The sequence below is a fragment of the Pseudomonas soli genome, assembly GCF_900110655.1.
In the GTDB taxonomy this organism is placed as follows: domain Bacteria; phylum Pseudomonadota; class Gammaproteobacteria; order Pseudomonadales; family Pseudomonadaceae; genus Aquipseudomonas; species Aquipseudomonas soli.
Genome location: NZ_FOEQ01000003.1, coordinates 192,574 through 206,374, shown reverse-complemented (window position 1 = coordinate 206,374; position 13,801 = coordinate 192,574). Strand labels below are relative to the sequence as shown.

Below are 13,801 nucleotides of genomic sequence, written 5' to 3'. Positions count from 1 at the left end.
ATCCTGTCAGTTCGCATCAGTGGCTGTGCTCGGCAGAGGCTTTGCCGAGCTCAGACTTGAGTGTGAAGCTGCCATTGGTAGCCACGTGAGCGCCCGCTTCGATACCGTCCGTGATTTCCACGTACCCACTGTCGCGGCGGCCCAGCTTTACTGGGCGGGTGTCGAAGCCCTCGGCGGTGCGTACGAAGACCGAAGGTTTGTCATCAACGGTCTGCACGGCGTGTTCCGGGACAGCCACCGCCACGCGAGCAGTCTGGGAAGTGACTGCGATGTTGACGAAAAGACCAGGGCGCCAGGCCCCGTTGGGATTGGTCAAGGTAACGCGGACGGTCGCTGCTCGATTTTGCTCGCCCAACAGGCTGCCGACATAACCCACCTTGCCCTCGACCTCCACATTCATGTCAGGTGAGGAAACCTTCACGGCGCGGCCGGTAGTGACCTTGGCCAAATCGGTAGGCGGTACAGCGAAAGTGGCCCAGACTTGGTTGAGGTCGGACAGAATGAAGGCGTTAGTCGCCTCGCTGACGACTTCACCGACGGTCAAGTGCTTCTCCACCACTACGGCGTCAAAGGGAGCCCTGAGTTCGTAGCGGTTACCACCGACAGAGTTCACCGAGGCGCCGATCGCGCCGACCTTCTGTTTGGCGTTGGCTAACGAGATCTCCGCTTCCTGCAGCGCCTGGCGAGCCTGGAGGTAGTCCTGCTCCGCAGAAATCTTGTCCTGCCAGAGCTGCTTCTCTCGATCGAAGGTCACTCGCGCCAGTTCGACACGACGCTGTGCAGCCTGTTGCTCGCTGCGTAGGTCAGAGATCTGTTGGCTGGCAATCACTGCAAGGACTTGGCCCTTCTTGACGGACTCACCCAAATTCGCCTGGACTGTTTCGACAACGCCTGGAACGCGAGGAACAACGTGCGCAGTGCGGTCCTCGTCAAAACGAATCTCACCCGGGAAGCTCACGACGGTTCCCAGATCACGAGGCGCAGCCGATTCCAGAGTCACGCCCGCTGCTTTGATCTGTTCAGCACTGAGGGTCAGCTTGCCCTCTTCCTCACCCCGCTCTTCACTGTGGCCCTCTTCGCCATGACCTTCTTCACCGTGCCCCTCTTCACCATGCTCCGCATCACTTTTCTCTTTTTTAGCTGATCCGGCCTTCTTTTCATGGCCATGACCATCGTCAGTACCATGTTCTGCGTTAGTCGCCGCTTGTTGATCGGAACTGCTGTTCCAGGCGAGGCCGCCAAATCCAAGGATTGCCACAGCGGCCACCGCGAGGGCGATCTTGCGTTTGTTTTCCATTGCTACTCCTGCTGATCGTAGGCACCGGCATGTTTAAACGCCGACTGCCGAGAAAAATGTATGGCCCGTTCAGCGCGCGCCGGCGGTCGAGCCGACTTCGCCATAAACCCTTTCTACTTGCGCACGCGCATTGGTCGCCGCTGCCAGCGAGTCGAGATACTGGCCACGAGCAAGGATCAAGGTGCGCTGGGCGTCCAGTACTTCGATAAAGCCGAATTTCCCCATCTCGAATCCGCGGGTTGCGGTATCCACGGCCTGCTGGGCTGAGGGCAGAATGGTCTTGTCGTAGGACTCAACTTCTTGCATGGCGGTGGACCACTGGTTCAGCGCGGTTTGGGTTTGGGCGCGCAGTCTCAACTCGACAGCGTTACGCAGGTCGCGGGCCTGATCGGCACGTCGAGAAGCGGAAAGAATGTTGCCTTGGTTACGATCAAACAGCGGCAAAGGCATGGACAGACCAACGACATTGACTCGCTCGCGCACCGAGCGGTCGTACTGGCTACCCACGCTTACCGTGAGGTTTGGAATACGCTGAGCTTTTTCTGCGCCAAGCCAGGCATCGCTCTTATCAATCTGCACCACTGCCTGGCGCATTTCCGGAGTCTGATCGAGCTTTGCCAGCAACTCTTCAGTGCGCGGCGGCAAGCCAGGAGACAAGGTTGGTGATTCAAGGCGATCGAATATGGTCACAGAACTCCCCGTGACTTGGGCGAGTTGCTGGTAAGCGTTCGCTTTTTCCGTTTCGGCGCGACGGACCTGCAACCGGGCTTCAGCCAGTTGAACCTGGGCGCGGGTAGCCTCCACAGGTGAAGATTTACCTGCGCGAACTCGACCATCGACAATGCGAAGGCCGCGCTCAGTAAGTTCAAGGGATTGTTTAGCGAGGTCGAGTCCGGTTTGGGCTCGTAATGCAGCGTAAAACGCCTGCACGACGTCTGCACGCAGACCATTCACGCGTCGGTCCAGTTCCAGTTGTGCAACACTCTGGCCGTATGTGGCGACATCTACGCGGGCTCCCCGCTTACCACCGAGCTCCAAGGTCTGACTTAGCGTAACGGTAGTTGTGCTGGTGTTACGCCGTGTGTCCTCCATCTCATACGAGATTTCGGGATTTGGAATCAGCCCGGCTTGCTTGCGCGCACCGTCCGCGATGCCAATTTCCTGACGTGCCGCCGCGAGGTCTGGGTTGGCATCCATTGCCGTCGACAGCGCTTGGGGCAAGCTGATGCTTTGGGCAAATGCAGTGGGTGCCAGCAACCCGGAAATCACCGCATAGAGAGCGGCAATTTTCCACGGTGAGATGTAGGTCTTGGATAAGACATTGCGGTTATACCGGAGCACTTTGTTGGTCCTCGTGCACAAACTTCGTTAGCTTGGCCAGAACGCCGAAATAGCTGCCAAGCCCCACTGGATTAGGTGATGGCACTCTAAAGAGCGCTAGCTATCAGAGGGGTGGCTAGAAAATTACAATTTCGTAAGAAAAGCTTGTAATGCCCGAAAACGCTGATGACACAGTCGAACCATCGAATTTCATTGCGAACGCGAGAGATGGCTAGCATGCGGCGTCAATGACCAAAATAACGACCAGATGACGAAATTGTAATTATCCTATCACCATCCCGTTATCTTCCGCCTGCAAATATGAGCTCGGCGCTACGCGAGGCGCGCCGCCGGCTCAGAGCTTATAACGACACCCGCGCCGGAAAACATAATAAAAACTGCCGTAAATCAAAGGAGCATCGGATGAAAATCAAAGTACCACTGTATTTGGCGGCAGTTTCGGCGCTGTCTGGAAGCTATGCAGTTACTGCTCAAGCTGAAGATAAGCCCGAAGGTTTCATCGAAGGTAGCAGCCTTACAGTGCTCAACCGCAACTTCTATTTCAATCGTGATAACCGCGACAGCTCGGCCCCCACTTACAACAGCGGCAAGGGCAACACCAATGGCTACTCCGAGGCCTGGGCGCACGGGATCATCACCAAATTCAACTCTGGTTTTACCCAAGGGACGGTCGGCGTTGGTGTTGACGCCTTTGCCATGATCGGGCTTAAGCTCGATACTGGTGACGGGCGCAACGGCGGTCGTAGTTCATTCGACGTGATGCCTGTTGATAACAAAGGCGAAGCTCGCGACGAATACACCAAGGTTGGCGGGGCGGCTAAAGTTCGCTTGTTTGATACGGTCGTGAAAGTTGGTGATGTTTTCCCGTCGACGCCAGTTGTTGCATCAGGCGACTCGCGCCTGTTGCCTGAAAGCTTCCGCGGTGTGACCGTTGAGAACACCAGCATCCAGGGCCTCACCCTGCAGGGTGGCCGACTGCATGCGATGAGCCAGCCGGTCTCCAGCAATCTGAATGATAACTTCGCAACTTTCTACGGTGGCCCGGTTAACTCGCCTTGGGTAGGCTACGGTGGCGGTGATTACGCGATCAACGATAACTGGACCCTGAGCGTATACGCCAGTCAGTTGAAAGAAGTCTGGAACCAGTACTACGCTGGCACCAGCTTCGCCTATCCACTGAACGACGACCTTGCGCTGATTGGCGGCTTCAACTATTACAAAGCCGTGGATGAAGGGAAGCAGCGCCTAGGCGAGTTTGACAACGATATCTGGAGTGCCAAGGTCGGTGTCCGTTACGGCGCTCACACCCTGGCCCTGTCGCACCAACGCAACAACGGCGACGATGATTTCGACTACCTACGTCAGTCAGACTCGATTTTCGTCGACAACTCTATCCAGTACAGCGACTTCAACTCGCCGAAAGAGCGTTCCTGGATGCTGCGCTACGACCTGAACTTCACCAGCTACGGCATTCCTGGTCTGACGTTCATGACCCGCTACGCCAGAGGCTCGGGCGCAGACTACTCGAACGCCAACCAGTTCTACATGCGCACCGACGCCAACGGTGATCCGCTCACCAATCAGAAACGTTGGGAACGTGACGTAGAGGTTAAATATGTCGTGCAAACCGGTCCAGCAAAAGACCTGTCCTTCCGGTTGCGCCAGGCCACCACGCGTGCCACTGCATTCGAATCGGATCTGGATGAAACTCGTGTGATCATTGAGTACCCGCTTTCGATTCTGTGATTCTCTAAGGGGATCAGTTTATTCGTAAACTGGTCTCTTCAGAAAAATGTGCATTACGAATTCACCTTGAGTGGCTTAAGTGCTCCTTTGGTAAAAGGTGGATATTTGGCGCCCTTTGGGCGCCTTTTTTTACCTAAAATTCAATCAACCGTTCGAGTGTACGCATTGCATGCCGGTGAAACTCATGGCTGCACCAATGACCAGTTTCCTCGACATGAGTAACTTCGCCGTCATCTGAACGGAACAAAGTCAACACAAAGAAGAAAACAACCCCATACTTAATAAGGTCAAATTACCTATTGGAGAGAGGCCCTGCACCTGTCAAACCCAAACCGCGAAAAGATATACCTCCAGACTATCAATCATATTACCTGGAAATTACAAATCCGTTATTTAGGCCCCGCCCCGCTCATTTTGATTTACCATTCTTTTCAATAATTCCGGCGCGCGTGCGCGGTTAATTTCTCAGTGATATCGAGACAAAATCCCATGCGAATTCTGGTAATTGAGGACGAAGTAAAAACTGCGGAATATGTGCGTCAAGGCCTTACAGAATGCGGTTATGTCGTCGATTGCGTGCATACCGGGTCAGATGGGCTATTCCTAGCCAAGCAACACGAATACGAGTTGATTATTCTTGATATCAATCTGCCAGAAATGGATGGGTGGCAGGTACTTGAGCTTTTGAGGCGTAAGAATTGCCCCTCACGCATCATGATGCTCACGGCGAGAAGTCGTTTGGCAGATAAGGTCCGGGGTCTGGAGAACGGTGCAGATGACTACCTGATCAAACCATTTGAGTTCCCAGAACTGCTAGCCCGGGTTCGCGCGTTAATGCGCAGGTCTGAACACCCTGCATCTGTGGAGATTATTCGTGTCGCTGACCTGGAGCTAGACCAGAGCCGTCACAGGGCCTTCAGGGACGGCCAGCGTATTGATCTGACGACGAAAGAGTTTGCACTTCTGCACTACCTAATGCGCAACACCGGCGTGGTGCTCAGCCGCACACAGATCATCTCACAGGTCTGGGACATGAACTTCGACTGCGATACAAACGTTGTAGAAGTGTCGATTCGAAGACTTAGAGCCAAGATCGATGACCCTTTCGAGACGAAGCTGATCCATACGCTTCGAGGTGTGGGCTATGTGCTTGAGAAGCGTTGATCGCCCGCTACTTAGTCATGAAAATAGAGCCAGTGATCATGCATGTAAGTCGAGCCATACTGTTTTTGACCCTTAGCGCGCGTTTCCTCACTAAACGTATGAGGTGTGCTGGACATGAGGTATAGCATAGATTATCAACAGGTAACGGAAGGCCAAGCTTATGCCAGAGCTGACGCACGCTCAGCTGACATTGTCTTCAACAGCCACCAGGCTTACCTCTGATACCGTGTGCCGGCGATGAGGTTAACCTCCCGACTACAGCACCAAGCAGGAAGCTCAGTCGCCGCTCAACGATGATGGCGGCCACCGGCTTTTCTGGCTCGTTGCGGGGCTGCTGACGGTCATTGCCTTCGTCATGGCCACCCTCTCTGTGCATCTTCTCACCTCGCTCAAGGAACTTGGCCTTCCAACGGTCACGGTGTTGGCCGTGGGGATGGTCATTGGGCCGGCCCAGGTGGTGGCCAGAGTATTGGAGTTCTCGCTTGCTCGGCATCTTCACCCAACCTGGTCGGCCCGTGCCGGCGTGTTGGTGAGCTTCATCGGCATCTGCTTATTCATTCCTGGCGTGCCTTCGCTGGCATTCCCTACAGCAGCGCTGTATCGCGCCGGCATCGGGATTCTCACTATTGCAAGAGGCATCTTGCCTCTGGTGCTGTTTGGCCCCAAGGGTATCGCGCACGCATGGGAGCATTGGCTCGCCCAATGCTCCTGGTGCAGGCCGCGGGGCCGTTTGCTATGGCCTTTGTGCTGAGTACTCAAGGCGCACCTGTGATGCACTTGCTCATGGCGGCGATGGTCGCTGTCGCGCTAGGTAGCAGTTTCAAACAGCCCCCTCAACCCAGTGCAACGTAGGCGAAGCTGGTGATTCTGCCCTCAAATGGGGGTACCCGCTAGATTTCACCCCTCGCTTTGCCTTTGACTCTGCCTGGGGGTATACCGCCTGGGGATAATCGGCCTGCTTTGTCTTTGCGGATTGCCCTGCCAATTGACAGGCCTACATAAGCCGCTTCCAATGCCCTCAACGTAGAACCATTCGCTCCGGCCGAAGCTGGCTGGTGGGCGTGAGCCAAGAGGCGTATCCTGCAAGTGCTTGCTCCGAGACTTGTTGGCCTACAGCCTCCCCTTGGAGACATCTGATAGCCCGCCGCCCAGGCGGGCTTCTTTGCTACCAGATCTGTAAACCAGCGCCTTTGGTTGGCTAGCCCAAGCTAGGCTCTGCCAGGGCACTTCCCCATCAGCGATCTACCCGTCGCCCCTAGGCACGACGGTTATCGACGTACCCAAATCCTTTATGAGGCGCGTGGAAAGCAGGCGGAGGTTAGGCGAGATTCGCTTACGCAGCCATTGCTTCGCAGGATTCTGCGCAGGTCATGCAGGCCTGTGCGCACTGCTGACAGTGGTCTGCCTGATGCTTACCGCACTCCTCTCCGCAGGCTCGGCAAATTTTGGCGCATAGGGCACAAAGTTTTTTGGCGAGCACGCTTTCTCGTGCCATCAAGGTAGCGGCAAGCTTGCACATATCTGCGCAATCCCTGTCCAGCTTGATGCAGTCAACCATCATTTTTACGTCCTGTTCTTGCAGGCAGGCTGACGCGCAGCCTTCACAGGCCAGCGCACAGCGCAGGCATTCCGAGATACATTCTTCAAAGCGACTGTTCATGGTCATATCTCCGGTATCGGGTGGATGTGATGCCAACGTACCGTCTCATGACGGTATGTAGCGTTCGACCTGACGGGGTCCTGAAGATTGATTACATTTGTGTAAGCTTGTCCGAATTATCTCGTGTGAAGGCCTGCCCGATCATTTAAGGCTGGATAATCACTGTTTCTGGACGCTCACGATTCTCGCGGTGCTTCCTTCCATACGGAACCCAAATTTCACCTTGTCTCCTACGTTCAAGCCCTTCAAATGCGCAGGCTCAGCTTGGAATCCCATGGTCATCGCCGGCCATTTGAGCTCTGCTACCGGGCCGTGCGCCAAGGTGATTTTCCCGCTTTGAGGATCCAGCGCCTTTATTGTCCCCTCAGCATGCGCAGTGGGTGCCGCCTGGCTGCCTTGGCCACCCTCGGCGGAAGCTGGCATTTTCTTCATGTCCATACCGTTCATGTCCTGGGCTTGCACGCTGGCGGCGAAAGCTGTGACCAGGCCTGCGATAACAATTAGCTTTTTCATTGGATTTTTCCTGAGAGGTTGGGGGTAGTTACAGCAAGTTCGCGGCGACGGATCAGCCAGTACGCCGCAGGGATTACAAAAAGGGAAAGCAAGGGGGCGGTGAGCATGCCGCCCACCATGGGCACCGCGATGCGGCTCATGACCTCGCTGCCGGTACCGCTGCTCCAGAGGATGGGCAGCAGGCCTGCAACGATGACCGCCACAGTCATTGCCTTGGGCCTGATGCGTTGCACCGCGCCCTCACGGATTGCGTCGAGCAGCGCTTCTCGTGTGGTTTCGCCGTTGGCCTGACGCTCAGCCCAAGCGTTATTCAGGTAGATGAGCATGATCACTCCGAACTCCGCCGCTACGCCTGCCAGGGCAATGAAGCCAACGCCTGTGGCCACCGACAGGTTGTAGCCCAGCAGGTACAGCAGCCAAACGCCTCCGGTTAGCGCGAACGGTAACGTGCCCATGATGAGCAGCGCCTCACCGAGGCGGCCAAAAGTCAGATAGAGCAGCACGAAGATGATGGCCAGCGTCGCCGGCACCACCCAGGCCAGACGGGCGTTCGCCCGCTCCAGGTATTCGAACTGCCCGGAGTAGCTCAAGCTCATGCCTGGATCGAGCTTTACCTCGCTGTCGATCGCCTGACGTAGGTCTGCGACAACAGACGAAAGGTCCCGGCCGCGCACATCGATGTACACCCAGCCCGAGGGGCGAGCATTCTCGCTCTTCAACATTGGCGGGCCATCAGCAATACGTATGCGGGCCACGCTGCCGAGCGTCAGCTGGCCACCCTGCGAGGTGTAGATCGGCAGTTGACGCAGCGCTTCCACCGAATCACGCCATTCGCGTGGATAGCGTAAGCTGATGGGATAACGAGCCAAGCCTTCAACCGTTTCCCCAATGGTTTCGCCACCAATGGCGCCGGCCACGATGGCCTGTACGTCGGTAATGTTCAGACCGTAACGGGCTGCGGCATGGCGGTCGATATCCAGATCAATGTAGCGACCGCCAGTCAAACGCTCCGCCAGCGCCGAAGTCACTCCAGGCACCTTCTTCGCTGCCCGCTCCACAGCGAGCGTAGCCCGGTCTATCTGGTCCAAGTCGCTTCCGGCAACCTTTACGCCGATTGGGCTCTTGATGCCGGTGGCCAGCATATCGATGCGGTTGCGGATTGGCGGGATCCAGATGTTGGTCAGCCCAGGCACACGCACAGTGCGATCAAGCTCCTCGATGAGCCTCTCCGTGGTCATTCCAGGACGCCACTCACTCTTGGGCTTGAGCCGAACGGTGGTCTCGAACATTTCCAGCGGTGCCGGGTCGGTAGCTGACTCGGCGCGGCCAGCTTTACCAAAGACACTGGCCACTTCGGGAACGGTTCGAATCAGACGATCCGTTCGCTGCAACAGCTCTGAAGCTTTCTGTGCCGAGAGTCCAGGCAAGGCTGAAGGCATGTAGAGCAGATCACCTTCATCGAGCGGAGGAAGGAACTCGCCCCCAAGATGATTCAAGGGCCACAGACTGCTGAGCAGGATGAGCAATGCTCCAGCGAGGGTAACCAGAGGCCGGCGCAGGACGACCTCCAATGCTGGACGGTACAGCCGGATGAGGCCCCGGTTGAGCGGGTTGCGCTGTTCCGCAGGTAGTGGCCCTCTAATCCAGTACCCCATCAGCACCGGTATCAGGGTCACCGATAGCGCAGCCGCCGCTGCCATCGCGTAGGTCTTGGTAAAGGCCAGGGGTGCAAAGAGGCGACCCTCCTGAGCTTGCAGCGTGAACACCGGGATGAACGATAGCGTGATGATCATCAGACTGAAGAACAGTGCCGGTCCTACCTCGACGGCCGCCTCCGTCATTACCTTCCAATGCGCTTCTCCCCGCAAAGGTTGACCAGGATGCCGGATATGCCAGGCCTCAACACGTTTGTGGGCGTTCTCGATCATGACCACGGCAGCGTCCACCATTGCACCGATGGCAATAGCGATTCCGCCAAGGGACATGATGTTGGCGTTGATGCCCTGATGACGCATGACGATCAGCGCTATCAGGATTCCCACGGGCAGCGAAACGATAGCCACCAATGACGAGCGCAGGTGCCAGAGAAAGGCTGCGCATACCAACGCCACTACCACGAACTCCTCGATCAGCTTGTGACTGAGGTTCTCCACGGCACGGTCGATCAACTGGCTGCGGTCGTAGACGGTGACAAGTTCCACCCCTGCTGGCAGGGCTTTCTTCAGGGTTTCGAGCTTAGCCTTGACGTGCGCGATGGCCTCACGAGCATTCTTCCCGCTGCGCAGGATCACCACACCTCCTACGGCTTCGCCGAGGCCGTCCAGTTCGCCTATGCCTCTGCGGGCTTCCGGACCTATCTGCACCGTAGCGACGTCGCCTAATGTCACCGGCACGCCCTTGGTAGCCAGTCGCAGGGGTATCGCTCTGAAGTCATCCAGCGATCGCAGGTAGCCGGCCGCACGTACCATGAATTCCGCTTCGCCTTGCTCCAGTACACCGCCACCGGTCTCCTGGTTGGCCTTGCCTATAGCCTCCACCACCTCAGCCTGGGTGATACCGAGGCTGGCCATACGCAGCGGATCGAGGACGACTTGGTACTGCTTGACCATACCGCCAATGGTGGCCACCTCAGCGACGTCCGGCAGGGTCTTGAGCTCATAGCGCAGGAACCAGTCCTGCAGGCTGCGCAGTTGCGACAGGTCATGGCCGCCGTTGCGATCGACCAGCGCGTACTGATAAATCCAGCCCACTCCGGTGGCGTCCGGGCCCAGTACCGGCTTGGCTGCCGCAGGTAATCGCGATTGCGCCTGACTCAGGTACTCAAGCACCCGAGAGCGCGCCCAATACAGATCGGTGCCGTCCTCGAACAGCACGTAGACGAAGCTGTCACCGAAGGCGGAGAAACCACGTACTGTTTTGGCTCCCGGAACCGAGAGCATGGTGGTGGTCAGCGGATAGGTCACCTGGTTCTCAACGATCTGGGGAGCCTGGCCTGGGTAGGGCGTGCGGATGATCACCTGCACGTCCGACAGGTCGGGTAAGGCGTCGATTGGCAGGCTACGCATCGAGACGAAGCCCCATGCCACCAGAAACAGCGTGGCGAGGAGCACCAGCACACGGTTGCCTACCGACCAGCGGATCAGTTTGGCAATCATGGTTGGCCCTCCACCACGTTGATCTGCTCAACTACCATGCCCTCGTCGCGTTCGCGTATGCCAAAGCGAATCTGCGCACCGACCTTGAGGCCATCAAGGAGAGACTGATCAGCCACAGGAAAGGTCATGGTCATCCCGGGCATGTCCAGGGTGATGAAAGGACCGTGGGCAACGGTGAGCTGGGCTCCGTCTATCTGCACGACACGGCCATTCGCTTCATGCAGGGCTGGCCCCGCTTTAGGCTGACTATCCTGCGCCGTCGCCGCCTCGATGCCTTTTAAATTAGCGTCGGAGTCCAACAGGAATTGCCCGGACGCGACGATGCGCTGTCCTGCCTCAAGGCCCTGCAACACCGCAACTTTCCCTCTGCTCTCCTGGCCCAACACGACTTCCACCGGCCGGAAGCGACCACCGTCTTCAGCCAGCATCACCAGATCTCGCTTGCCGGTGCGAATGACCGCCTCGGCAGGCACCAAGAGGCTTTGCTCGGTAGGCTCGCCGGGATGGAGAGCCACTTGAGCGGTCATCCCAGGACGAAGCCGCCCATCTCGGTTGGGCAACTCGATACGCAGGCGCAACGTGCGGCTCTGCAAATCGGCATCGGCGAGCAACGCGGTCAACTTGCCCGGTACGGGATCGCCTGGGAACGCTGGCAATTGCGCCTGCACAGGCTGGCCTTCGCGAAGACCTTGAGCCTGGGCTTCCGGCACAGCCGCTTCCAGCCAGACGTTGGCCACTCCATTGATCCTCGCCAAGGTGGCCCCCGGCGTCAGCGTCATGCCGGCTCGCAAATCGAGAGCTTGGATTACACCGGCAGTGGGTGCGGAGAGGGTGACAGAGAGCTGCACCTTCCCAGTGCTCGCGACCCGGTTGATCAAGTCGGCCGGCATGCCGGCGAGCACGAGCCGCTGTCGTGCCGCCGCCGTCAGCTGCGCGTCGCCGGAATGCCGCAGCGCCAGGTATTCCTCCTGCAAACCCGCCCACTCCGGGGTCAGCACATCGGCTAGTGGAGCGCCTTTGGCAACGATGTCCCCCGTCGCTCGACCATAGACGCGCTCGACGTAGCCGCCAGTCCGGGCCTGCAATACGCTGAAGTCGCGTTCGTCGAACGTCAGAACGCCGCTCACACTCAGGGTCCGTTCTAGCCGGCCAGCCGTCACCGTTGCCAATCGAATCCCAAGGTTTTGCTGGAGCCCAGCCGAGACCTGAACCGCAGGCTGCTCCTCGCCAGCCGTGTCATCCGAATACTTGGGCACGAGCGGCATGTCCATGAACGGCGATTTTCCGGGCGCCGGGAAGTGCTGCTGGGGATACATCGGGTCATACCAGTACAGCGCTTTTTGCTCACCCACTGGCTGCGATGGGGAATACGCACCTCTTCCACCTAGCCAGAAGCCCGCGCCTATCCCAATAGCGAGGGCAGCAGCCACGAGCAAACCAATCGACCTATTCCTCATGCCCGCACCTCTCCATAAACGAAATGCAGACGCGCTGCTGTTGCCGCCAACTGTCCTTGCAGGTCCACATCCTGTAGCAGTGCTTCCACACGCTGCCGGCGTGCCGACAGCACTTCACTCAACGGCGACTTACCGGCGCGGTAGTCCGCCAGAGCGAGGCGTACCCGGTCCTCGGCCAGGGGCAAAAGTGTTTCGCGACTACGCCGCACTGCCCGTTGCAAGCGGTGGTACTCGGCAAGGTCTGTTTCAAGCTGGGCTTGATGCTCGCGCAGGGCAGCGTCCTGCTCATCCTCCAGTTGTCGAACTTGTGCGCGTCGTGCCGCAATCATCGGGTCTTGCCGTGAGCTGGTGAACAACGGCAACTGGAAACTGACTTGCAGGCTGACCATGTTGCTGAATTCCGGACCACGGCGCTGATAATCCACCCCCCAGGACCAATCCGATTTCTTCTCCGCTTGAGCCTGATGTACCTCGGCTTGAGCCTCGCGTGTCATGGCGTTGTAGGTATTGAGCTCCGGATGGGCATGGACGGAGTGCAAGTATTCAGCTGCGTCTACACGCCAGACAGGGAAGGTCGGCGCGCCCACTTCGGCGTCCTGCCCAATCCAGCGCTTCAGCGCGGCTCGCGCCTGAGCTGACTGACTCAACAGAACGTCTTTCTGCTCGTCCAACTGCGCGGCTTCTTGCTTGGGAGCCAGCGTATCGGCGCTGGAGCCTGCGCCTCCGGCCAGGCGGGCCCGCACCGTGGAAGCCAGCAGCTGGTTTTCTTTGTAGAAGGCGTCGAACTGTTCAAGCTTTCGCTGCACGGTGTACGCAGTAACCCAAGCCTGTGCGGTTGCCGCCCTTACCTTCAAGCGTTCGAAAATCGCCTCGGCATCGGCTCGCTCGACCGTGGCCTGCGCTGTCTCTATGCGAGCTTTGCGTTTGTCCCGGTTCGGTACTTCTTGGGACAGGCCAACCACCTGCATGGTCATGAAGTCTCTGTTCATGCTCCAGCGGTCGGTGCCTTCAATCGGCAGGTTCTGTACCCCGAGATTCAGGCGCGGATCGGGTAGTTCGCCCGCTGGAATGACTGCGCTGCGCGCAGCTGATGCCTGCTCCTGGCGGGCCTGTAGAGAGGGAGCGTTGCGTTCAGCCAGTTGCAGCGCCTCATCCAGCGACAGCGTTGCAGCCTGTACCGAGACAGCCGGCAGCAGTATGGAAAGGACGGCCGTGGTTATCCGTCCCTGAAAACGTTGGGGAGTCATGAAAATGATTCCTCGAAAGATCAGCGCCCAGGCGCGTGCCATCGCCCCGCTGCTAGGCGGAACGACGGTGTGAAATTAAGAGGGAATCAGACGCGGGGAGGCCGCCATGGATCGGGGGGAGAGCCTGTCGCTATGCCTACCGCGTAGGTATCGGCAGGTCGTGGCTTGGCGAAAGTCAGCCCAGGCGTCAGGAAGCTGAGCTGTACGGTACTGGCAGTCCT

10 protein-coding genes are annotated in these 13,801 nt (G+C 58.0%); 3 read left to right on the top strand and 7 right to left on the bottom strand.

Annotation, left to right across the window (positions count from 1 at the left end; all coding sequences use genetic code 11):
* Window positions 1–16: 16 nt before the first annotated feature.
* Window positions 17–1,297, bottom strand: a complete 1,281-nt coding sequence (locus BMY03_RS08915) for an efflux RND transporter periplasmic adaptor subunit (RefSeq protein ID WP_094010853.1) — start codon at window positions 1,295–1,297, stop codon at window positions 17–19.
* A 69-nt stretch (window positions 1,298–1,366) separates the two neighbouring features.
* Complete coding sequence (locus BMY03_RS08910) at window positions 1,367–2,638, bottom strand: TolC family protein (protein ID WP_094010852.1); 1,272 nt, start codon at window positions 2,636–2,638, stop codon at window positions 1,367–1,369.
* 402 nt (window positions 2,639–3,040) lie between these two features.
* Here BMY03_RS08910 and BMY03_RS08905 point away from each other — a divergent pair, with 402 nt between their 5' ends.
* The 3 genes from BMY03_RS08905 to BMY03_RS26475 all read left to right on the top strand — a co-directional run bounded on the left by BMY03_RS08905 (window position 3,041) and on the right by BMY03_RS26475 (window position 6,299).
* Window positions 3,041–4,384: an OprD family porin gene (locus tag BMY03_RS08905; RefSeq protein ID WP_094010851.1), complete on the top strand. Its 1,344-nt coding sequence runs from the start codon at window positions 3,041–3,043 to the stop codon at window positions 4,382–4,384.
* 489 nt (window positions 4,385–4,873) lie between these two features.
* Window positions 4,874–5,548, top strand: coding sequence for a heavy metal response regulator transcription factor (locus BMY03_RS08900; RefSeq protein ID WP_013974882.1), 675 nt, complete (start codon window positions 4,874–4,876; stop codon window positions 5,546–5,548).
* Window positions 5,549–5,903: 355 nt separating this feature from the next.
* Window positions 5,904–6,299, top strand: a complete 396-nt coding sequence (locus BMY03_RS26475; protein ID WP_230384856.1) for a hypothetical protein — start codon at window positions 5,904–5,906, stop codon at window positions 6,297–6,299.
* A gap of 582 nt (window positions 6,300–6,881) precedes the next feature.
* On the opposite strand, the gene BMY03_RS08890 is transcribed toward BMY03_RS26475, so the two are convergent.
* The 5 genes from BMY03_RS08890 to BMY03_RS08870 all read right to left on the bottom strand — a co-directional run bounded on the left by BMY03_RS08890 (window position 6,882) and on the right by BMY03_RS08870 (window position 13,580).
* Window positions 6,882–7,208 (bottom strand): four-helix bundle copper-binding protein, encoded by a 327-nt coding sequence (locus BMY03_RS08890; protein WP_371928162.1) that lies wholly within the window; start codon window positions 7,206–7,208, stop codon window positions 6,882–6,884.
* Between the two features lie 159 nt (window positions 7,209–7,367).
* On the bottom strand, window positions 7,368–7,721 hold the full coding sequence (locus BMY03_RS08885; protein ID WP_094010849.1) for a copper-binding protein: 354 nt from the start codon (window positions 7,719–7,721) through the stop codon (window positions 7,368–7,370).
* Window positions 7,718–10,876: an efflux RND transporter permease subunit gene (locus BMY03_RS08880; RefSeq protein ID WP_094010848.1), complete on the bottom strand. Its 3,159-nt coding sequence runs from the start codon at window positions 10,874–10,876 to the stop codon at window positions 7,718–7,720. The genes BMY03_RS08885 and BMY03_RS08880 overlap by 4 nt, the downstream gene beginning before the upstream one ends.
* Window positions 10,873–12,333, bottom strand: coding sequence for an efflux RND transporter periplasmic adaptor subunit (locus BMY03_RS08875; RefSeq protein WP_094010847.1), 1,461 nt, complete (start codon window positions 12,331–12,333; stop codon window positions 10,873–10,875). Before BMY03_RS08875 ends, BMY03_RS08880 begins: the two co-directional genes overlap by 4 nt.
* Complete coding sequence (locus BMY03_RS08870; RefSeq protein WP_094010846.1) at window positions 12,330–13,580, bottom strand: TolC family protein; 1,251 nt, start codon at window positions 13,578–13,580, stop codon at window positions 12,330–12,332. The genes BMY03_RS08875 and BMY03_RS08870 overlap by 4 nt, the downstream gene beginning before the upstream one ends.
* Window positions 13,581–13,801 lie beyond the last annotated feature (221 nt).